The following is a 20,556-nucleotide window of genomic DNA, read 5'->3' on the forward strand; positions in this document are numbered from 1 at the left end:
TGGTGCGAATGGGCATGCTCTCCCCCCTCCCCATGCGCGACGGCGTGGGGGCGACCCGACTCCATGTGCCGCTGACCGGCGAGTGGCCGACGATCGCGGCGTACATGATCGAGAGGTTCTTCCACCTCGACCCCGAGCGCCTTCTCGTGCGATTCGACCGCGGCGAGATCGTGGCGCGTGATGGCAGGCCGCTCCCGCGGGACACGCCGCTCGGCGCGGAGGAGTTCGTCTGGTACTACCGCGAGCCGCCGGAGGAGCGCGAGATCCCGTTCCCGATCGACGTGCTGCATCAGGACGACGACCTCGTCGTGATCGACAAGCCGCACTTCCTGCCGACGACGCCTGGCGGCAAGTACGTGCAGAACTCCGCGCTCGTGCGGCTGCGAAACCTCCTCGGCATCCCGGAGCTCACCCCGATCCACCGTCTCGATCGCGCGACAGCCGGGCTGCTGATGTTCTCCGCCCGTCCGGAGACGAGGGGCGCGTACCAGCTGATGTTCGAGAATCGCGAGGTGCAGAAGACCTACGAGGCGGTGTCCGCGCGTCCGGAGGGCTGGGAGCAGGATGCCGCGCGCTTCCCGCTCGTGTACCGCAACCACATCGTGAAGCCGCGTGCGCAGCTCTGCGTCGAGGTCGTGCCCGATCGCGAGCCGAACGCCGAGACGCTGATCGAGATCCAGCACGCCGACGGCGACGTCGTGCACACTCTGCTCCATCCGCACAGCGGCAAGATGCACCAGCTGCGCGTGCATCTCGCCGCGCTGGGCCTCGGCATCCTGCACGACCGCTTCTACCCCGTGCTCGAGCCCGAGACCCCCGACGACTTCGACCGGCCACTGCAGCTGCTCGCGCGCGAGCTGCGCTTCGTCGATCCTCTGAGCGGCGCCCCACGGGAGTTCACCACGCGACGCTCGCTCGCCTTCGCGCCCGATGCGAGCGCGATCAGCGGCGCATGATCCGGCGCGCGAGGCGGGTGCCGAGCAGCTGCACGAGGTGCACGAACACGACGATGAGAATGATCGCGGCCCACATCACGACGGGTTCGAACTGGCGGAAGCCGTAGATCTGGGCGAAGGCTCCGAGGCCTCCCCCGCCGATCAGACCGGCCATCGCCGTCATGTCGATCAGGGCGACCACGATGAAGGTGTAGCCGAGGATGAGCGGGCCGAGCGACTCGGGGATGGCGACGGTGAAGAGGATGCGCAGAGGGCTCGCTCCCATCGCTCGCGCGGCCTCGATCACGCCGGGCGACACCGAGACGAGGTGCTGCTCGACGATGCGGCCGATCGCGAACGCGGCGGCGATGCCGATGAGGAACGCGCCGGCGGTCGTGCCGATGCCGGTGCCGACCACGACACGGGCGAACGGCTGCGCCACGGCGACGAAGAGCACGAACGGGATCGGACGGAAGAAGTTCACCGCGAGGTTCGCGATCGCCGAGACGACCGCGTTCTGCATCAACCCGCCGGGGCGCGTGACGTAGAGCACGACGCCGATCACGAGTCCCAGCACCCCGCCGAGCACCAGGGCGAACGTCGTCATGTAGAGGGTCTCGAGGGCGGCGGACCAGAACTCAGGCCCCAGCTCGATCAGGCGATCCATCAGCGGGCCTCCTCTCCGGCGAGCTCTGTGACTTCGACGCGTTCGCCGATCGCCGCCAGAGCGCGGTCGACAGCGGCGGCGTCGCCGCGGATCGCCAGGGTCAGATGCCCGAACGCACGACCGCGGATGTCGTTGATGCCGCCGTAGACGAGCTCGAAGTCGAGTCCGGCGGCGGCGAGGTCGAGGAACACCTGCGCCTGCGAGGAGTCGCCGTCGCGGAAGGAGAACGTCACGATGCGACCCCGATGCCTGTCGCGGAGGACAGCCAGCTCGGCCGGCGACGGGATGCCCTTGACCACCGTGCCGACGAAGCGCTGGGACGCCGGGTTCTGCGGCGCGGAGAAGACGTCGAACACGTCGCCCTGCTCGATCACCCGACCGCGCTCCATCACGGCGACCTTCGTGGCGATGGTCTGGATGACATCCATCTCGTGGGTGATGACGACGATCGTGACGCCCTGCTCTCGGTTGACCCGGCCGAGCAGGTCGAGCACCTCGTGCGTCGTCTGCGGGTCGAGGGCGCTCGTGGCCTCGTCGGCCAGCAGGATCGCCGGCTTCGTGGCGAGAGCGCGGGCGATGCCGACGCGCTGCTTCTGACCGCCCGAGAGCTGCTCGGGATACGCCTTGGCCTTGTCGGACAGACCGACGAACGACAGCAGCTCGGTGACGCGCTCCTCGATGTCGCCCTTCGACCACCCGGCGAGCTTGAGCGGGTACGCGACGTTCGCCTTCACCGACCGCGACGCGAAGAGGTTGAACTGCTGGAAGATCATGCCGATGCCACCGCGGACCTTGCGCAGGGCACTCTCCGACAGCGTCGTGATGTCGACGCCGTCGACGAGGATCGTGCCCGCCGTAGCCGGCTCGAGGGCGTTGATCAGGCGCACGAGTGTGGACTTGCCCGCCCCGGAGTACCCGATGATCCCGAAGACGTCGCCCTTCTCGATGTCGAGGGTGACATCGTCGACCGCGACGATCTCGGCGTCATGCGAAGTGCGGGAGGGATAGGCCTTCGACACGTTGGTCAGGCTCACGATGGGCATGGATGCTCCGGTGATGGGTGGGCGGCGGAACGACGAATCGGGTGACGCACGCGGCGCCACCCGATTCTCTCGTATCAGCGCGGGGTGGATCTCACCCCTGCTGAGTCACTTCTTCGCGTCGGCGTCCTTCTGGACCTTCGCCAGGGTGTCGACGAGTTCCTGGACGGGGGTCTGCAGCGGCACAGCGGTGTCGCCCGACGACTCCAGCAGGCCTGCCTGCACGTCTTCGTTGGTCTGGAAGATCTCGACGAGCTTGAGGTAGGTCTCGTTGTCGGCATCCTCGGCGCGCGCCGCGAAGATGTTCACGTACGGCAGGGAGGCGGCATCCTCCGGATCGTCCTGCGCGATCGCGTCGTCGAAGGTCAGTCCTGCGTCCTCGACGAAGTCGTTGTTGATGATCGCCGCGGCCACGTCGGGCAGCGATGTCGGGATCAGCGCAGCCTCGAGTGCCGTGACCTTGACCTTCGACTTCGCCTCGTCGACCTGCGCGAGGTCGGAGTACGCGGTACCGCCGTCCTTCAGCTCGACCAGCCCCGCCGACTGCAGCACGTTGAGGGCACGGGCCTGGTTCGACGCGTCGTCGGGCACGGCGACGGTCTCGCCCTCGGGGATGCTCTTCACATCGTCGTACTTCTTCGAGTACAGACCGAGCGGGTAGATGGCGGTCGAGCCGATCGGCGTCAGGTCCGAGCCGGAGGCGTTGTTGTACTCGGCGAGGTAGACGATGTGCTGGAACTGGTTGAGGTCGATCTCATCCTCGCTCAGGGCGGGGTTGGGCTGCTCGTACGATCCGAAGTCGACGAGTTCGACCGAGATGCCCTCCTCGGCGGCCGCCTCGACGAACGGCGCCCACTGCGGGTCGCCCTTGCCGACGACGCCGATCCTGACGGTCTCGTCGCTCCCGGAGTCGCCGCCGGATCCGGCGTCGGAGGATGCAGTCGCGCAGCCCGAGAGGGCGACGAACAGCGGCACCGCGGCGAGCGCGGCGATGAGGGAAGTGGTGCGGCGTGACATGGGGTAGGGGTTCCTCTCTTGGGGGACTCGAATACGTTAGGCAGCCGCCGGGCGCACGCGACAATCGAGGTGTCACAGAGCGTCACAGCGGTGCGCGCCGCGTCAGTCGAACTCCTCGATCCCCTGCAGTCGCACCTGCTCGAGGTCGAGCCGGGCCGAGATCCGCCGCACCACGAGGTCGTCGACCCTGCCGGACCGCCGGAGTCCGAGCAGCACCTCCCGCTTGCGGTCGATCAGGGCGAGCTTGAGACGAGTGTGCTCGTCGTGACGCACGAGCGGCGAGCGCTGCATGACATCGACATCCGGCGACGTGGCGATCATCTGGAGGGTCTTCACCTCGCCCTCGGTGCGGTCGTCGCCGCCGATCAGCGTGTCGCCGTCGGCCACCGCCGCGTTCATGCCCGACGGGGAATCCGTGTCCCGGATGCCGGTGACGACGCGCGCACCACCCGTGCCGGCGCCGAGCGGGTCGGGCTCGTCGAGCATCTCGTCGAGGGCGCGTGCCTCGGCATCCACGATCGCCTGCTCTCTCGCCAGCGCTCGCGCATTCGAGAACTCGAGCATCTGGTAGCCCTCGGCTCGGACCTTGTCGCGGACCTCCTGCCCGACGCCGTGCTCGGCCGCGAGGTCGTCGAGAGCGGCGAGGGCCGCACCCGAGATGGTGCGCTCGGCCAGTTCGTACTCCTCGTCCTCCGCGTGGTCGACGGGGAACCGGGCCCACCGCACGATCATGGGAAGCAGCGGTGCCTGCACGAGCAGGCTCAGGAGGATCACTCCGGCCGTGACGAAGACGATCTGGTCGCGCCCGGCGAGCTCGCCACCGGTCGCGCTCGCCGCCGGAACGGACAGCGCGATAGCGAGCGACACGGCCCCGCGCATGCCGGCGATGGTCGAGACCGCTCGCGCCCGCGAGCGCGATCCCCGCGCCGGGCGAGCACCCTGCTGCCGCTGGAACACGGCGTTCAGGAGCTGGAAGACATAGCGCACGATCAGGAGCGTCACCCAGACGGCCAGCGTGATGAGCACGAGCCGTCCGATCGCGGCTCCCGAGATCTCATGGACGACGAACTGGACCTCGAGTCCGATCAGCACGAACAGCGCGCCGTTGAGCAGGAACACCCCGAACGGCCATGCCGCATCGGCCTGGCGGCGCGAGGATGCCGTCGTCACGCGCGGCGACACGTACGCGACGATCAGTCCGGCCACCACGACGGACAGCACACCGGACGCGTGCACGATCTCGGCGAGCAGGAACGACGTGAACGGGATGAGGAGCAGCGTGACGTTGATCACCACGGTCCGCGACGTGCGGCGCAGGAGGAGGTATCCGAGCGCCGCGACCACGACGCCCGCGGCCACACCGCCGACGTACGAGATCAGCACCGACAGGGTGACCGACCAGGGAGTGACGTTGCCGCCGAGTGCGAGGGAGACCGCGATGGCGTAGAGGACGAGGGCGGTGCCGTCGTTGGTCAGGCTCTCCGCCTTGAGCTTCATGAACATGCGGCGCGGAAGCAGACGACCGAGCGCGGCGACGGCGGTGGCGTCGGGCGGGGCGACTGCGGCGCCGAGGATCAGGGCGATCTCCCACGGCATCCCGAACAGCACGCCGATTCCGGCGACCGCGAACGCGGACGCGACCACGAGCAGCGTGCTCATCGGGAGGATGTAGCGGAAGTCGCGGCGGATCGACCGCAGCGACGTCGTGAGGCTCTCCCAGAACAGCATCACCGGGAGAAACAGCAGCAGGACCGTCTCGGGCGGCAGCTGGATCTCGCGCAGCTGCGGGACGAAGCCCAGCGCGAGTCCGAAGATGACGAGGACGAGCGGCAGGGCGAGGCGGATACGGGGAGCGAGCAGCGCTCCGACGAGGATCGTGAGTCCGATCAGGACGGTTACTTCGAGGCCTTCCATCCCTACCTCCCAACGCAGGTAGGAGAAGGATATTCCTCGCGGGGCCGATCTGCGCGGGTCAGCCGATCTGCTCCGTCAGCTCGAACCAGCGCAGCTCCAGCTCCTCGATCTCGGACTCCTGCTCGCCGATCTTCTTCATGCGATCTCCGAGGCCCGCGTAGTCGGACTGATCGTGGTCGGCGAGCGCGTGCTTGGCCTTGTCGACCTGGTCGGTGAGCTTCTGGATCCGACGCTCGAGAGACGCGATCTCCTTCTGAGCCGCGCGCAGCTCTGCGCCGTCGAGACCGGAGGGTGCCGCTGCGACATCCGTCTTCGTCACGCTCGCCGGGGCTGCCTCCTGCAGCTGACGGAGGCGGAGGTACTCGTCGACGCCGCCAGGGAGGTGGCGCAGGCGTCCGTCGAGGATCGCGTACTGCTGATCCGTGACGCGCTCGAGGAAGTACCGGTCGTGACTGACGACGAGGAGCGTTCCCGACCAGGAGTCGAGGAGGTCCTCGATCGCCGCCAGCATGTCGGTGTCCATGTCGTTGGTCGGCTCGTCGAGGATCAGGACGTTGGGCTGGTCGAGCAGCACGAGGAGGAGCTGTAAACGGCGCTGCTGACCACCGGACAGATCCTTGACCGGCGTGGAGAGCTGAGCGGACGAGAAGCCCAGCCGCTCGAGCAGCTGCCCCGGGGTGAGGTCCTGCGCCTTCGATCCCGTCCCCATCGTGTACGAGGTGCGCAGGCCTGAGATCACCACGCGCACCGGATCGTTCCAATGCTGCTCGAGCTCGTCGAGGCGCTGCGTCAGCGTCTTCACCTTGACCGTGGTGCCGCGCTTGATGCGCCCCTCGGTCGGCTCGACGGTGCCCGAGATCAGCCCGAGAAGGGTCGACTTGCCGGCGCCGTTCACGCCGAGGATGCCGGTGCGCTCACCCGGCGCGATGCGCCACTCGACGTCCGACAGGATGCGCTTGGTGCCTCCGTCGGCGGCCGGATAGGCGACGCCGACGTCGAGCAGGTCGACGACGTCTTTGCCCAGTCGTGAGACGGCGAGCGACTGCAGCGACACGGTGTCGCGGATCTCCGGCACGTCCGCGATGAGCTCGTTGGCCGCCTCGATGCGGAACTTCGGCTTGCTCGTGCGGGCGGGGGCGCCGCGGCGGAGCCACGCCAGTTCCTTGCGCGCGAGGTTCTGCCTCTTCGCCTCGGTGGCAGCCGCCATGCGATCGCGCTCCACGCGCTGCAGGATGTACGCCGCGTAGCCGCCCTCGAAGGGCTCGACGATGCGGTCGTGCACCTCCCACGTCTCGGTGCAGATCTCGTCGAGGAACCACCGGTCGTGGGTGACGACGAGGAGCGCGCCCGAGTTGGCCGCCCACCGCCGCTTGAGATGTCCGGCGAGCCAGGTGATCGCCTCGACGTCGAGATGGTTGGTCGGCTCGTCGAGGGCGATGACGTCCCAGTCCCCCGCGAGCAGCTTCGCGAGCGACACCCGCCGGCGCTGCCCTCCGCTGAGGGAGCCGATTCGTGCGTCCCACGGCAGATCCGTCAGAAGTCCGGCGATCACGTCGCGCACCCGCGCGTCGCCCGCCCACTCGTGCTCGGGGGTGTCGCCGACGACCGCCTCGGCGATCGTGACATCGTCACCGAGCGTGTCGGCCTGGGCGAGGACGCCGATCGTCGTACCGCCGCGGACCGTCACTCGACCGGAGTCGGGCTCCTTGGTGCCGGCGAGCATGCCGAGCAGGCTCGACTTGCCGTCGCCGTTGCGGCCGACGATGCCGATGCGGTCGCCCTCCTCGATGCCGAGGGTCACGGAGTCGAACACGACCCTGGTCGGATATTCGAGATGCAGGGCTTCGGCCCCGAGAAGATGTGCCATGTCGTCTTCCAGGGTAGTCGGGCGGGGTGTGAGCGGTTGCGCCGCCAGCAGGTCAGCGGCCTCGGGTCGCGTCCATCTGCGCGATCCAGTCGACGGCGGCGAGCGCCTCACGTCGCTGGAACTCGCGCAGCGTCGTCATACCGGGCGGGGCGGGCCACCGGCATTTCTCGAACCAGCCCCCGCCGATGGCCGCGAAGAGCGAGATGTGATCGTCTGTAGACGATCCGGCGAAGACCGGATGAGCGCGCAACGGGTCGACATCGGCTGTGGAGTCCTCCACCCGCAGATCGAGGAGATACAGGAGTGCGTCCTCCCATCCCGCGCCGCGAGCAGCCCACGGCCAGTCGAGCAGTCGGGCGCGTCCACCCGCGTCGATCAGGATGTTGTCGGCTCGAAGGTCCCCGTGCACGAGCCGCTCCCCCGCCACCGCCGTGCCCACGCGTTCCGCGTGCTTCCGCAGGAAGTCGAGGTTCTCGACGCACCACGGCGTGGTCGTGCCGAGGAGGTCGGCGGCGGCCAGCCGTCCCCACGATCCCGCGTCCTCGCTCAGTTCGTCGGCGAGCCGAGGAAGGGACGCGGGGGGCTCGGCAGCGGCGAGCGCGGCGATCGCATCGAGCACGAGTACGGCGTCGGCGTGAGAGTCCTTGCGAGGATGCCGTCCGTCGACGTCCTCGATCGCAAGCACCGCCCAGTCCTCGTCGATGAACGCGTCTATGAGATGGGCTGCGGGAAGGTCCCGCGGAATCGTTCGAAGGATGTCCGCCTCTCGGCGATAAAGGTCGAACGTGCCCGGTGATGATGCGGGTATCGCCTTGATGAAGAGGCGTCGACCGTCGGCGAAGACTATGCGCGATGCCATGCCTGCGGAGAAGCCGCCGTGCTGGGTGCGCGCCTCGCTCACCGGGGATCCGGCGATCTCCTCGACGCGAGCGCGGATCCCGGCGGGGAGCTGTGACCATTCGAGCCGTGCCATCGGGCCACCCTATCGAGCGTTCGGAGCTCTGCCGGACCGTCGGCGTCGGACCGATAGAGAGAAGAGTGCCGGTATATCCAAGAAATCACGCTCGTATCTTTGTTCGAATGTCGGTGGCTACTGGTTGACTTCAGTCATGACAGCACTCCTCGACGCGACGGACTCGCAGACGGCGGCGCTCGCCGGTCTCGTCGAGACGCTTCGCCTCGCGGACCAGACACTGGCCTCGATGCAGGCGGCGCGCGACGGGCTTCTCGCGATCGCGAATCGCTTGGCGATCGACATCGCGAAGCAGGGCGAGCACCCTGACGGCGGCGATCATGCGATCAGGTCGGTCGCGGCGGAGATCGGAGCCGTTCAGAGGGTGAGTGACCGCACCGTCGAACGACGCATGGCCGAGGCGATGCTGCTCGTTGAGCAGTTTCCGACCGTATGGGCGGCGCAGGCGGCGGGGCGGATCAGCGCCGCGCACTCCCGGGTGATCGTCGATGCGGGGTCGCACCTCGACGACGCGGACCGCGCGGCATACGCCGCCGTGATGATTCCCCTCGCCGAGGAGGAGTCGCCGAACCGACTTCAACCCCTCGCCCGCCGGGTCGCCGAGAGATTCTCAGCTCGCTCGATCGACGAACGGCATCGCGACGCTCGGTCAACTCGTCGGGTGTGGATCACGGATGGCGAAGACGGCATGGCCGATCTGCATGTGCATGCGCCGGCGGTACTGGTGCACGGCATGTTCGATCGCCTCTCGCAGGCAGCGCACGCGCTGCGCGACGAGAACCGCGCAGCCGCGCGCGAGGCACTCCGAGACGCGCGAGAGCATGCCGCGGACGAACGAACGGTCGATGAGATCCGCGCCGACCTGCTGACCGACCTGGTGCTCACCGGCGTGCCCGCCGGGCACGATACGGCCGACGGGTTGCTCGGCGCGATTCAGGCGCGGATCGATGTCACGGTGCCCGTGCTCACTCTCATGGGCAGTGATGTGACTGACGTCACAGGAGCCGCGGACGCAGGAGATGCGACACCGGCGGCCCCGGTAGCGCCTCCCGCCGAGCTGGACGGGGTGATCCCGGTGGATGCCGAGACGGCACGCGTCCTCGCCGGCGAAGCGTCAGGATGGAACCGGGTACTCACCGACCCCGTGAGCGGAGGGATGCTGGCGGTCGACCGATACCGACCGAGCCGACACCTCCGACGCCATCTGAGAGCTCGCGATCAGCGGTGCCGCTTTCCCGGATGCCGGATCGTCGCGCGTAGATGCGACCTCGATCACAACCATGACGCGGCGACGGGCGGGGCCACCTGCGACACGAACCTCGCGCACTTCTGTCGCCGACATCACGTGCTGAAACACCACTCCCCCTGGCACGTCGAGCAACTATCTGACGGAGTGCTGCGCTGGACCAGTCCGACCGGTCGGACGTATCTCGACACCCCGCCCGCACCGAACACGGTCGTGTTCCGCGACACCGCCGTCGCCGCCCGCGCGCCGTTCTGACCTGAGCGACAGCTCCTGTCTGCGCGACCGGTGATCAGAGCCACCGCGTTCTGCGCGAACGATCGCGCGCGAACGATCACCGCGCGAACGATCACGACCACAACATGCAGGAACCGCCCGGGTCTGACGACCCGGGCGGTTCCCGGCGAAGCGCATTCGCCGGAGCGTTATCGCTTGCTATTGCGCCTTGTACTTACTGGTACGACTTCACGATCTCGAGGAGGCTCGGGACGTTGGCGTACGCCTCGGCCGCGTTGTCCTTGGTGACGATGACCGGGTCGAGCAGGTACGAGTCGACGACCTTCACACCGTTGTCGTAGGACTCGGTGTCGTTCACGTCGACCTCCTCGCCCTTCTGCAGCTGCTCGACCATCTTGGTGGCCTGCTGCACGAGGAGCGTGGTGTCCTTGTTGATGGTGGAGTACTGCACGCCCTCCATGATCGACTTCACGGACTCGACCTCGGAGTCCTGACCCGTGACGACCGGAACCGGCTTGCCGGCCTGCTGCACCGAGGTGATGATGGCGCGAGCAAGGGTGTCGTTCGGGGAGAGGACGCCGTCGATCACGGTGTCGCCGCTGTACGAGCCGGTGAGCAGCGTGTCCATGCGGTTCTGGGCGTTCTCAGCGAGCCAGCCCTCGGTCGCGGTCTGGGCGATCTCGGTCTGACCCGAGACGACCTTCAGCGTGCCGTCATCGATCTTCGGCTGCAGGACCTCCATGGCGCCATCGAAGAAGACCGCGGAGTTCGCGTCATCCGGCGAACCCGAGAACAGCTCGATGTTGTACGGAGCCTCGTGGCCCGCACGCGCCTCGAGACCGTCCAGCAGGGCCTGACCCTGCAGCTGGCCGACCTTGAAGTTGTCGAACGCGACGTAGTAGTCGACGGCCTCGGTGTTCTCGATGAGGCGGTCGTACGCGATCACGTAGGCACCGGCATCCTTGGCCGCCTGCACCTGCGTGGCCAGCTGCTTGCCGTCCTTCGCACCGATGATGATGACCTTGGCGCCGTTGGTGACCATGGCCTGGATCTGGTTCTGCTGCTCCGCGACCGTGTTGCTGGCCGGGGCGTACTGCACGTCGGCCTTGAAGCCGGCCTCCTCCAGACCGTCGGTGAAGAGCTGGCCCGCGAGGACCCAGTTCTCACTGGTCTTGTCGGGAAGCGCGACGCCGATCGTGGCGTCGGCCGCGAAGCCCTTCGTGGCCTCGTCGCCCGAACCCGAGCCGGTGTCGCCGCCACGCTCGGCCGAGCAGCCGGTCAGGGCGAAGGCAGCCGTCGCGACGAGCGCTGTCGCTGTGACGATGATCTTCTTCATGTGATCTCTTTCTGTGTGATGTGACGGATCCAACGCGCGAGCACTGCACGAGGATTCGCTTACTCGCCCCGCGTCTTCTCGACGGGTGGGGCCTGGTAAGTCTTGTTGGGCTCGAACACCGGCGACGCCTCGGGGTCGTCCTTGCGGCCCCAGCGACGGGTCATGAAGCCGATGATCGAGGGGCGGCCCTGCTGTTTGTTCCAGACGTCGATGCCGACCGCGAGCAGGAGCACGAGGCCCTTGATCATCGAGACGACGTCGGCGCCCTGGCCGAGCAGCGCGAGGCCGTTGTTGAGGAAGGCCATGACGAGACCACCGATGATCGAGCCGATCACGGTGCCGATGCCGCCGGCGACGGCCGCACCGCCGATGAAGACCGACGCGATGGCGTCGAGCTCCCAGCCGGTGCCGTCGTTCGGGCCCGAGGCCTGCGAGCGGGCCACGAAGATCATGCCGGCGAGAGCGGCCATGACCGACATGTTCATCATCACGAAGAAGTCGACCCAGCGGTCCTTCACACCCGAGAGGCGCGCGGCCTGACGGTTGCCGCCGACCGCGTAGATGTGACGGCCGAAGACCGTGTTGCGGGTGACGAACGAGTAGATGATGACGAGGGCCAGCAGGATGATGCCGGGGACGGGGAAGCTCGTGCCGGGTCGGCCGGTCGCGAACATCCACCCGGCGGCGAGCACGACGATCGAGAGCAGCACGACCTTGACGGTGCTGACCCAGACGGGTGCCGAGTCGGAGCCCATCTTGTGCTGGATGCGGCGCGTGCGGATCTCCCAGAAGATGAGCCAGGCGACACCGATGAGCGCGAGGATCATGGTCGGCACGTTGAAGGGCAGCGGCAGCGCGATCTCAGGCAGGTAGCCGGTTCCGATGTACTGGAAGCCCTTGGGCACCGGGATGGTCTGCGCGTCGCCGATCCACTGCTGCGCTCCGCGGAAGAACAGCATGCCGGCCAGGGTCACGATGAACGCGGGCACCCCGACGTACGCGACCCAGAATCCCTGCCAGGCGCCGACCAGAGCTCCGACGGCGAGGCCGAGCAGGATCGCGGCCGGCCAGGGGAGGTTCCATTCGGCCATCGACTTCGCCACGATGATGCCCGTGAACGCGGCCACCGAACCGACCGACAGGTCGATGTGGCCCATGATGATGACCATCACCATGCCGATCGCCAGGATCAGGATGAACGAGTACTGGTTGATGACGTTGATCACGTTGCCCGGCGTCAGCGTCGCACCGTTCGGACCGTTCCGCAGCAGCGTGAAGATCTCGAACAGGACGATGATGACGATCAGGCTGCCGAGGATGCCGAACTGGCGCAGCGAGGAAGTGCCGTTGCTTCCGAACATCTTGCGGATGTCGCCGAAGTGGAAGCCACGCTTCGTTGTCGTGAGGTCGGTGGTCATGCGGATGCTTTCTGAGTCGCGGAGGTCATGCTGCGCATGAGGGCCTCGGGTGTTGCCTGATCGGCCGGGATGCAGTCGGTGACCCGACCTTCGAAGACGGTGTAGATGCGGTCGGAGATGCCGAGCAGCTCGGGAAGCTCACTGGAGATCACGATGACGCCCTTGCCCTGCGAGGCGAGTTCGTTGATGATCGCGTAGATCTCGTACTTGGCTCCGACGTCGATGCCACGGGTCGGCTCGTCGAGGATCAGCAGGTCGGGGTCGGTGAACATCCACTTCGCGAGGACGACCTTCTGCTGGTTGCCGCCCGACAGCTTGCCGACACCCTCTTCGACCGAGGGGGTCTTGATGCGCAGCGCCTTGCGGTAGCGCTCGGCGACGGTGTACTCCTCGCGCTCGTCGACGACGCCGCGATGGGTGATCTTCGACAGCTTCGCTGCGACGACCGAGCGCTTGATCGTGTCGAGCAGGTTGAGTCCGAGCACCTTGCGGTCCTCGCTCACGTAAGCGAGTCCGTGCTTGATCGCCGACGCGACGTCGGGGATGACGACCTCCTGGCCGTCCTTGATGATCGTGCCCGACTGGAAGTTGCCGTAGGAGCGACCGAACAGGCTCATCATGAACTCGGTGCGACCCGCGCCCATGAGCCCGGCGATGCCGACGACCTCGCCCCGGCGCACGTTGATGCTCGACCCCTTGACGACCATGCGCTCGGCGACCGACGGGTGCTGCACCCACCAGTCCTTGACCTCGAAGAACACCTCGCCGATCTCGGGCGTGCGGTCGGGGTACCGGCTCTCGAGCGAACGCCCCACCATCCCGCGGATGATGCGGTCCTCGTTGATCTCGCCGCGCGAGATGTCGAGCGTCTCGACGGTGCGACCGTCGCGGATGATCGTGATCTCGTCGGCGATCTGCTCGATCTCGTTGAGCTTGTGGCTGATCATGATCGACGCGATGCCCTTGGCCTTGAGGCCGAGGATCAGGTCGAGCAGGTGCTGCGAGTCGTTCTCGTTGAGCGCGGCGGTCGGCTCGTCGAGGATGAGCAGCTTGACGTCCTTGTTCAGCGCCTTCGCGATCTCGATGAGCTGCTGCTTGCCGACGCCGAGGGTCTTGATCGCGACATCCGGATCCTCCTTGAGACCGACGCGCGCGAGCAGCTCGGTGGCGCGCTGCCGCTGGGCCTGCCAGTCGATGCGGCCGAAGCGGCGGATCTCGTTGCCGAGGAAGATGTTCTCGGTGATCGACAGCTCCGGGATGAGCGCGAGCTCCTGGTGGATGATCGCGATGCCCGCCTGCTCGCTGGCGGCGATGTCGCGGAACCGCTGCTCCTCGCCGTACAGCAGGATCTCGCCGTCGTAGGAGCCGTACGGGTAGACACCCGACAGCACCTTCATGAGGGTGGACTTGCCTGCGCCGTTCTCGCCGCAGATCGCGTGGATCTCTCCGGCGCGGACGGTGATGGAGACGTCAGACAGCGCCTTGACCCCCGGGAACTCCTTGGTGATGCTGCGCATCTCCAGGATGGGGCCAGACACGACCGGCAACGTTGCTGTGGTGCTCACGGATCTTCCTCGCTACGTGCGGTCACTGTCGATGTGACCGTTCACATTGGTACATAGTCTACGCTCGCCGAGACGGTGTCAAGACCGCGACGCGAATTGTTCGCTTATCGAGCCGCGGCCGATTCCCGGGTGCGCAACGTCGTCTGCAGCGGCCCGAACTCGGGAGGATCCTCGCCGCGGATCTGGGCGAGCAGCAGCCGCACCGCCCGGCGTCCGAGTTCGGGGAAGTCCTGATGCACGGTCGTCAGCGTCGGCGCGACATGTGCCGAGACGGGAATATCGTCGAACCCCACGACGCTCACGTCCTCCGGCACGCGGATCCCCGCGTCGCGGAATCCGTGCATGAGGCCGATGGCCATCTGGTCGTTCGCGACGAAGACAGCCGTGAAGTCCCGGCGTCGGGCGAGCTCCTGCCCCGCGAAGTAGCCGAAGTCGGCGGTCCAGTCCCCGCGGATCGGCGGGAACGTCGGCAGGTCCGCCTCCCGCAGCGCCTCCAGGTACCCGCGCATGCGCGACTCGGCCTCGATCCAGTCCTGCGGCCCGGCGAGGTGGACGATGTCGCTGTGCCCCAGCGCGATGAGATGCTCGGTGGCGGTGCGAGCGCCGGCGACCTGGTCGGCCGAGAGGCTCACGCCGTCCGATCCCGACGCGGTCTGCAGCGAGACGAAGGGAGTGTCACTCGCCATCGCCCGGAGCACATGGAACACCCGCACCTGCGGCGCCAGCACGACGATCCCGTCGACCTGCTCCCGAGCGAGCTGACGGAGAGCGCTCCCGATGGCCTCGGGCGAGGTCGCGGAGAGGTTCAGCGTCGAGACGGAGTACCCCTCTTCGCGCGCCGCGTCCTCGATCCCGACGATCGACGACGTGGGGCCGAACTCCCCCACCGTCGCCGACAGGATGCCGAGCATGTTCGACTTGCTCGTGACCAGCGCGCGCGCGGCGAGATTCGGCCGGTAGTCGAGAACGGAGATCGCGTCGAGCACCTTCGCCTTGGTCTCCGGGCGGATGCTGGGGTGGTCGTTGAGCACCCGCGACACCGTCTGATGCGAGACGCCCGCGAGACGCGCGACGTCGCGGATGCTGGGCATCCTGGCACGCTCGGAGGCAGTCGACACCGCAGGCCTCCTCGCATGTGCACGGTCACATCGTCACACCATTATGTATCCGCGAGCGCGGGAACGCACTTCGACGACGCACCCGACGTCACCCGAAGAGCGCAGGACGGGTCGAGGTCAGCCGATGATGCGCGCGCCGGCGACGGGGCCGTGCACGTGCAACGAGTCGATGCCGTGCTCGTCGAGCGATGCCTGCACGGTCCTCGCGGCATCCCCGTCGGCGCACAGCAGCGCGACGGTCGGCCCTGAGCCCGACACGATCCCCTGCAGGGCGCCGGCATGGATGCCGCGGAGGATGGTCGTCTCCAACTCGGGCCGCTCGTGCAGCGCGGCCTCCTGGAGGTCGTTGTAGATGCTCTCCGAGAGCAGCTCGGGGTCGCCGGAGCGGAGCGCCTGGAGCACAGGTATCGGCACATCGAGGGACAGCGGCGGGTCGTCGGCGAGCGCGCCCTCCTCCTCGCGGAGCGCATCGAGCCGTGCGTAGACCAGCGGCGTCGAGAGGCCCTGTTCGCTCGGCACGAGCACCCAGTCGAAACGGCCGCGCGCCAGAGCGGGATTCAGCTGGTCCCCCCGGCCGGTGCCGACCGCGGTGCCGCCGTGCAGCGCGAAGGGCACATCCGCACCGAGGCGAGCCGCGAGCTCGTGCAGCCGGGTCGTCGAGAATCCGGTGCCCCAGAGGGCGTCGCAGGCGACGAGGGCTGCCGCGGCATCCGCCGACCCTCCCCCCATACCGCCGGCGACCGGGACGCTCTTGCGGATCTCCAGCGCGACGCCGCCGTGATAGTCGGCCGCCGCCGCGAGGAGCTTGGCCGCACGCATCGCGAGGTTGCGGTCGTCCAGCGGTACGGTGTCCGGATCGTCGACGCCCGACACCGTGAGCGAGAAGTCGTCGGCATGGCGTGCGATGACGTCCTCATAGAGCGACACGGCCTGGAACACCGTCGCCAGTGCGTGGTATCCGTCGTCGTGACGGCCGCCCACGCCGAGATAGACGTTGATCTTGCCCGGCGCACGCACGTGCACGGACTCGGCGGGGGCGGCGAACGTCATGACCGGCCGTCAGAGCTCGGTGGAGGTCGCCCAGAGGTCGACGTCGATCGAACCGGAGAGCTCGTCGATGCGCGACAGCTCCTCGTCGGTGAACGCGGGACCGCCGACGGCAGCGATGTTCTCGTCGAGCTGCTCGGGGCGCGAGGCTCCGATCAACGCCGAGGCGACGACGGGATTGCGCAGCGTCCACTGCAGCGCGAGCTGAGCGAGAGACTGGCCGCGATCACGGGCGATCTCGTTCAGCGAGCGCAGGATCTGCAGCGCCTCCTCGCCGAGCGGCGCATCCGGCAGCGATCCGCGCTTCTGCGCGCGGTCGGCTGTGCCGTCGCCGAGGTACTTGTCGGTGAGGAGTCCCTGCGCGAGCGGCGTGAAGGCGATGGCTCCGAGTCCGGACTGCTCGAGCGTCTCGGTCAGACCGTCTTCGACCCAGCGGTTGAGGATCGAGTACGCGGGCTGGTGGATGACGAGCGGCGTGCCCAGGTCCTTCGCGACCGCGACGGCCTCGGCGGTGCGCTCGGCACTGTACGACGAGATGCCCACGTACAGCGCCTTGCCCTGTCGGACGAGGGTGTCGAGCGCGCCGATCGTCTCGGCGATGGGCGTCACGGGGTCGACGCGATGCGAGTAGAAGATGTCGACGTAGTCGAGGCCCATGCGGGTCAGCGACTGCTGCGCGCTCGCGAGGATGTACTTGCGACTCGCGAAGTCGCCGTAGGGACCGGGCCACATGTCCCAGCCAGCCTTCGACGAGATGATGAGCTCGTCGCGGTACGGGCGGAAGTCCTCGGCGAAGATGCGGCCGAAGTTCTTCTCGGCCGAGCCGTAGGGCGGTCCGTAGTTGTTGGCCAGGTCGAAGTGCGTGATGCCGCGGTCGAACGCGTGGCGCAGCAGCGCGCGCTGGTTGTCGAGCGGGATGTTGTCGCCGAAGTTCCACCACAGCCCCAGCGAGATCGGGGGCAGGTACAGTCCGGAGGACCCGACCTGACGGTACTCGAACTGCTGGTAGCGGCCTTCGTCGGCGGCGTACGGGCGGTGGAGCTCTGGGACGTTCGGGCGGAAGCGAGGAGAGTCGGTCACGGTGCCAGATTAGTCCGTGGCGGCCGGCACGCCGACCTCGACGACCTGCTGCGCAACACGCTGGTAGTCGTCGACCGTGAGGTCCTCGCCGCGGGCGGTCGGCGCGACGCCGGCCGCGACGAGCGCGTCGGAGGCGGCAGCCGAGCTGCCGAAGATCCCCGACAGCGCCTGCCGCAGCATCTTGCGGCGCTGGTTGAACGCGGCATCCACGATCTGGAACGTCCGTCGGCGCTCCTCCTCCGAACCGCGCTCGCCGTCGGAGCGGTCGAATCCCAGGAGCAGGCTGTCGACGTTCGGCACCGGCCAGAAGACCTGACGCGACACGGAACCAGCGAGCTTCCACTCGCCGTACCAGGCCGCCTTCACGCTGGGCGACCCGTAGATCTTCGAGCCCGGCTTCGCCGCGAGGCGCTCGGCGACCTCGGCCTGCACCATCACGACACCGCGCTGCAGGTACGGGAACGTCTCGAGAAAGTGCAGCAGCACCGGCACCGACACGTTGTAGGGCAGGTTCGCGACGAGCACCGTCGGGTCGCCGGGGAGCTCCGTGACGCGCATCGCGTCGGCATCCACCACCGTGAGGCGATCGGGCTCGACGCCGTGGTCGATCGCCGTCTGCGGCAGTCGAGCGGCGAGTCGATGGTCGATCTCCACCGCCGTGACCGCGGCGCCGGTCTCCAGGATCGCGAGGGTGAGGGAGCCGAGTCCCGGTCCGATCTCGACGACCCGCTCGCCCGCGTCGATGCGCGCCGCCTGCACGATCTTGCGGACCGTGTTCGCGTCGACGACGAAGTTCTGGCCGAGCTTCTTCGTCGGGGTGACGTCGAGCTCGGCGGCGAGGCGACGGATCTCGGTGGCGCCGAGCAGGGTGACGGTCATTGGTCCATTCTCCCCCACCCGGCCGATGTCGCCGGTCCGCACTAGGGTTCAGGAATGCCCTCCCTCGGTGAACTGGTCGCTCCCCGCCGCATGGGCCGCGACTTCCGGTGGCTGCTCGCCTCATCGTGGACGAGCAATGTGGGCGACGGCGTCGCGCTGGCTGCCGCTCCGCTGCTGATCGCGTCGCTGACCTCGTCTCCGCTGCTCGTCGCGTCCGGAGCGATCCTGCAGTTCCTCCCCTGGCTGATCTTCGGCCTGCACGCGGGGGCGATCGCCGACCGGTTCGACCGCCGGCGGCTCGTCATGGTCGCGAACGCGGCGCGCGCGGTCGTGCTCGGCGCCCTCTGCGGCTTTCTGATCACCGGCACCGCGAACATCGGCATCGTCCTCGCCGTGGCCTTCCTCTACGGCACCGCCGAGGTCTTCGTCGACACCGCGAGCAGCACCCTCCTGCCCATGATCGTCGACCGCGCCGACCTCGGTCTCGGCAACGCCCGACTCCAGGCGGGGTATCTCGTCGCGAACCAGTTCGCCGGGCCCCCGCTCGGAGCGTTCCTCTTCGCGGCGGGCACCGCATGGCCCTTCCTGCTCGAAGTGCTGTGCGTGACGCTCGCGATCGTGCTCGTCTCCCGAATGACTCGCACACCGGTTCCCCCGCGCGCGGCCGGCGAGGACGGCGTCGTGCAGAAGCCCCGAGTGCACACCGACATCGCGGAGGGTCTGCGGTGGCTGTGGCAGAACCCGCCGGTGCGCACCCTCGTCCTCATCATCCTCGTCTTCAACGTGACCTGGGCTGCGCCCTGGGGCATTCTCGTGCTGTACGCCACGGAGCATCTCCACATGGGCGCTATCGGGTACGGCGCCCTCACCACGGCATCCGCTGCCGGAGGGATCCTCGCCACTCTGAGCTTCGGATGGCTCGAGCGGCATGTGTCGTTCGCCACCCTCATGCGGGTGGTGCTCTCGCTCGAGGTGCTGATGCACCTGGCCTTCGCACTCACGACCACCGGCTGGGTCGCGCTCGTGATCATGTTTGTATTCGGCGCGTACGCCTTCGTCTGGGGGACTATCTCGACGACCGTTCGTCAGCGCTTGGTGCCCGCCGAACTGCAGGGTCGGGTGGCCTCGGTGAACATGGTGGGCGTGTTCGCCGGCATGGTGATCGGGCAGGCGCTCGGCGGCGTGATCGCGCAGGTGTGGGGGCTCACCGCGCCCTGGTGGTTCGCCTTCGCGGGCGCGGCCCTCACGCTGCTGCTCGTCTGGAAGCCGATCTCGCAGATCGTGAGCGCGAGATCTCCGTCGGACGAACCGGCTCCGTCGGACGAACCGGCTCAGTCGAACGAACCGTAGACGCGGAGGGTGTTGGCGGCGAGCTGCGCGCACAGCTCGTCGACGTCGAGGCCGAGCTCCGCCGCCATGAAGCGGACGGTGATCGGAACCAGGTATGGCGCGTTCGGACGCCCGCGGAGCGGGGTCGGCGTGAGGAACGGCGCATCGGTCTCGACGAGGATGCGGTCCAGCGGCGTGACGGCGAGGGCGTCGCGCAGATTCTGCGCGTTCTTGAACGTCACGTTGCCGGCGAACGACAGGTGGAAGCCGGCATCCGCACAGACGGTCGCCATCGCCGCGTCGCCGGAGAAGCAGTGGAAGACCGTCTTCTCGGGTGCGCCCACCCGCGACAGCGTCTCGAGCACCGCCTCGTGCGCGTTGCGGTCGTGGATCTGCATCGCGATGCCGTGCTTCTTCGCGAGTGCGATGTGCGCCTCGAACGACGCGAACTGCGGCCCGCGGCGCCCGGGTTCGGTGCGGAAGAAGTCGAGACCCGTCTCGCCGATCGCTCGCGTGCGCGGATGCGCGGCGAGCTCGTCGATCACCGCGAGGGCCTCGTCGAGGCGCCCCTCCTCGGCGTACGCCGGGGCGTCGTTCGGGTGGATCGCCACCGCTGCGAGGACACGAGGATCGGATGCCGCGGCCTCCACCGCCCACCGCGACGACTCGATGTCACCCGAGGCCTGCACGACGCCCGCGATGCCGGCCGCCTGAGCCCGGTCGAGCTGCTCGGCCAGCGACAGCGGTTCGTCGCCGTCGAGGATCTCGAGGTGGGCATGGTTGTCGTAGACCGGGACGACGAGGGGCTCGGGAGCCGCGGGGTATCGCAGGTCCTTGCGCCCGTCGCCGTCCCGGCGCTGCACGTAGGTGTCCGGCACGGGGATCTCTCCG

General features: G+C 68.1%; 17 protein-coding genes. 3 read left to right on the forward strand and 14 right to left on the reverse strand.

What is annotated here, in order from left to right; translation table 11 throughout:
• Window positions 1-8: 8 nt before the first annotated feature.
• On the forward strand, window positions 9-956 hold the full coding sequence (locus AUC47_RS02950; protein ID WP_096713743.1) for a pseudouridine synthase: 948 nt from the start codon (window positions 9-11) through the stop codon (window positions 954-956).
• Here AUC47_RS02950 and AUC47_RS02955 read toward each other — a convergent pair.
• From AUC47_RS02955 to AUC47_RS02980, 6 genes are all read right to left on the reverse strand, one after another.
• Window positions 943-1,602, reverse strand: a complete 660-nt coding sequence (locus AUC47_RS02955) for a methionine ABC transporter permease (protein ID WP_096713744.1) — start codon at window positions 1,600-1,602, stop codon at window positions 943-945. The two genes, AUC47_RS02950 and AUC47_RS02955, sit on opposite strands and share 14 nt — an antisense overlap.
• Window positions 1,602-2,645: a methionine ABC transporter ATP-binding protein gene (locus tag AUC47_RS02960; RefSeq protein WP_179297491.1), complete on the reverse strand. Its 1,044-nt coding sequence runs from the start codon at window positions 2,643-2,645 to the stop codon at window positions 1,602-1,604. The genes AUC47_RS02955 and AUC47_RS02960 overlap by 1 nt, the downstream gene beginning before the upstream one ends.
• 105 nt (window positions 2,646-2,750) lie before the next feature.
• Entirely contained in the window at window positions 2,751-3,659 is a 909-nt protein-coding gene (locus tag AUC47_RS02965) for a MetQ/NlpA family ABC transporter substrate-binding protein (protein WP_096713745.1), read from the reverse strand.
• Window positions 3,660-3,761: 102 nt separating this feature from the next.
• Window positions 3,762-5,573 (reverse strand): Na+/H+ antiporter, encoded by a 1,812-nt coding sequence (locus tag AUC47_RS02970; protein ID WP_096713746.1) that lies wholly within the window; start codon window positions 5,571-5,573, stop codon window positions 3,762-3,764.
• A 58-nt stretch (window positions 5,574-5,631) separates the two neighbouring features.
• Window positions 5,632-7,440 carry an ABC-F family ATP-binding cassette domain-containing protein gene (locus tag AUC47_RS02975; RefSeq protein WP_096713747.1) on the reverse strand — a complete coding sequence of 603 codons (1,809 nt, stop codon included), beginning with the start codon at window positions 7,438-7,440 and terminating at the stop codon, window positions 5,632-5,634.
• A gap of 52 nt (window positions 7,441-7,492) precedes the next feature.
• Window positions 7,493-8,413, reverse strand: a complete 921-nt coding sequence (locus tag AUC47_RS02980; RefSeq protein ID WP_096713748.1) for a phosphotransferase — start codon at window positions 8,411-8,413, stop codon at window positions 7,493-7,495.
• Window positions 8,414-8,549: 136 nt separating this feature from the next.
• Here AUC47_RS02980 and AUC47_RS02985 point away from each other — a divergent pair, with 136 nt between their 5' ends.
• Entirely contained in the window at window positions 8,550-9,914 is a 1,365-nt protein-coding gene (locus AUC47_RS02985) for an HNH endonuclease signature motif containing protein (protein ID WP_096713749.1), read from the forward strand.
• A 193-nt stretch (window positions 9,915-10,107) separates the two neighbouring features.
• On the opposite strand, the gene AUC47_RS02990 is transcribed toward AUC47_RS02985, so the two are convergent.
• The 7 genes from AUC47_RS02990 to rsmA all read right to left on the reverse strand — a co-directional run bounded on the left by AUC47_RS02990 (window position 10,108) and on the right by rsmA (window position 18,336).
• Window positions 10,108-11,229: a substrate-binding domain-containing protein gene (locus tag AUC47_RS02990; RefSeq protein ID WP_096713750.1), complete on the reverse strand. Its 1,122-nt coding sequence runs from the start codon at window positions 11,227-11,229 to the stop codon at window positions 10,108-10,110.
• Window positions 11,230-11,288: 59 nt separating this feature from the next.
• The gene (mmsB, locus tag AUC47_RS02995) at window positions 11,289-12,647 is read right to left on the reverse strand and encodes a multiple monosaccharide ABC transporter permease (RefSeq protein WP_096713751.1); all 1,359 of its coding nucleotides are present in this window, start codon (window positions 12,645-12,647) and stop codon (window positions 11,289-11,291) included.
• The gene (mmsA, locus tag AUC47_RS03000) at window positions 12,644-14,164 is read right to left on the reverse strand and encodes a multiple monosaccharide ABC transporter ATP-binding protein (protein ID WP_179297497.1); all 1,521 of its coding nucleotides are present in this window, start codon (window positions 14,162-14,164) and stop codon (window positions 12,644-12,646) included. Before mmsA ends, mmsB begins: the two co-directional genes overlap by 4 nt.
• 152 nt (window positions 14,165-14,316) lie before the next feature.
• Window positions 14,317-15,303 (reverse strand): LacI family DNA-binding transcriptional regulator, encoded by a 987-nt coding sequence (locus AUC47_RS03005; protein ID WP_096713753.1) that lies wholly within the window; start codon window positions 15,301-15,303, stop codon window positions 14,317-14,319.
• 144 nt (window positions 15,304-15,447) lie between these two features.
• A complete protein-coding gene (locus AUC47_RS03010; protein ID WP_096713754.1) occupies window positions 15,448-16,380 on the reverse strand; it encodes a 4-(cytidine 5'-diphospho)-2-C-methyl-D-erythritol kinase in 933 nt (310 codons plus the stop codon).
• 9 nt (window positions 16,381-16,389) lie between these two features.
• Window positions 16,390-17,457: an aldo/keto reductase gene (locus AUC47_RS03015; protein ID WP_096713755.1), complete on the reverse strand. Its 1,068-nt coding sequence runs from the start codon at window positions 17,455-17,457 to the stop codon at window positions 16,390-16,392.
• 9 nt (window positions 17,458-17,466) lie between these two features.
• A complete protein-coding gene (gene rsmA / locus AUC47_RS03020; RefSeq protein ID WP_096713756.1) occupies window positions 17,467-18,336 on the reverse strand; it encodes a 16S rRNA (adenine(1518)-N(6)/adenine(1519)-N(6))-dimethyltransferase RsmA in 870 nt (289 codons plus the stop codon).
• Window positions 18,337-18,390: 54 nt separating this feature from the next.
• Between rsmA and AUC47_RS03025 the strand changes: the two genes are divergently transcribed.
• The gene (locus tag AUC47_RS03025; protein ID WP_096713757.1) at window positions 18,391-19,686 is read left to right on the forward strand and encodes an MFS transporter; all 1,296 of its coding nucleotides are present in this window, start codon (window positions 18,391-18,393) and stop codon (window positions 19,684-19,686) included.
• Here the strand turns inward: AUC47_RS03025 and AUC47_RS03030 are convergent.
• Window positions 19,668-20,543 (reverse strand): TatD family hydrolase, encoded by an 876-nt coding sequence (locus AUC47_RS03030; RefSeq protein ID WP_373557844.1) that lies wholly within the window; start codon window positions 20,541-20,543, stop codon window positions 19,668-19,670. The two genes, AUC47_RS03025 and AUC47_RS03030, sit on opposite strands and share 19 nt — an antisense overlap.
• Between the last annotated feature and the right edge of the window lie 13 nt (window positions 20,544-20,556).

This window comes from Microbacterium sp. SZ1 (assembly GCF_002362255.1).
Taxonomy (GTDB): domain Bacteria; phylum Actinomycetota; class Actinomycetes; order Actinomycetales; family Microbacteriaceae; genus Microbacterium.

What these genes read in the sequence shown, in the direction of transcription:
- AUC47_RS02950 (WP_096713743.1), top strand. Translation starts at nt 9, where the DNA reads ATGGGCATGCTCTCCCCCCTCCCCATGCGCGACGGCGTGGGGGCGACC.
- mmsB (WP_096713751.1), bottom strand. Translation starts at nt 12,647, where the DNA reads ATGACCACCGACCTCACGACAACGAAGCGTGGCTTCCACTTCGGCGAC.
- AUC47_RS02955 (WP_096713744.1), bottom strand. Translation starts at nt 1,602, where the DNA reads ATGGATCGCCTGATCGAGCTGGGGCCTGAGTTCTGGTCCGCCGCCCTC.
- AUC47_RS02975 (WP_096713747.1), bottom strand. Translation starts at nt 7,440, where the DNA reads ATGGCACATCTTCTCGGGGCCGAAGCCCTGCATCTCGAATATCCGACC.
- AUC47_RS02960 (WP_179297491.1), bottom strand. Translation starts at nt 2,645, where the DNA reads ATGCCCATCGTGAGCCTGACCAACGTGTCGAAGGCCTATCCCTCCCGC.
- rsmA (WP_096713756.1), bottom strand. Translation starts at nt 18,336, where the DNA reads ATGACCGTCACCCTGCTCGGCGCCACCGAGATCCGTCGCCTCGCCGCC.
- AUC47_RS02985 (WP_096713749.1), top strand. Translation starts at nt 8,550, where the DNA reads ATGACAGCACTCCTCGACGCGACGGACTCGCAGACGGCGGCGCTCGCC.
- AUC47_RS03025 (WP_096713757.1), top strand. Translation starts at nt 18,391, where the DNA reads ATGCCCTCCCTCGGTGAACTGGTCGCTCCCCGCCGCATGGGCCGCGAC.
- AUC47_RS02965 (WP_096713745.1), bottom strand. Translation starts at nt 3,659, where the DNA reads ATGTCACGCCGCACCACTTCCCTCATCGCCGCGCTCGCCGCGGTGCCG.
- mmsA (WP_179297497.1), bottom strand. Translation starts at nt 14,164, where the DNA reads ATGCGCAGCATCACCAAGGAGTTCCCGGGGGTCAAGGCGCTGTCTGAC.
- AUC47_RS02970 (WP_096713746.1), bottom strand. Translation starts at nt 5,573, where the DNA reads ATGGAAGGCCTCGAAGTAACCGTCCTGATCGGACTCACGATCCTCGTC.
- AUC47_RS02990 (WP_096713750.1), bottom strand. Translation starts at nt 11,229, where the DNA reads ATGAAGAAGATCATCGTCACAGCGACAGCGCTCGTCGCGACGGCTGCC.
- AUC47_RS03010 (WP_096713754.1), bottom strand. Translation starts at nt 16,380, where the DNA reads ATGACGTTCGCCGCCCCCGCCGAGTCCGTGCACGTGCGTGCGCCGGGC.
- AUC47_RS02980 (WP_096713748.1), bottom strand. Translation starts at nt 8,413, where the DNA reads ATGGCACGGCTCGAATGGTCACAGCTCCCCGCCGGGATCCGCGCTCGC.
- AUC47_RS03005 (WP_096713753.1), bottom strand. Translation starts at nt 15,303, where the DNA reads ATGCCCAGCATCCGCGACGTCGCGCGTCTCGCGGGCGTCTCGCATCAG.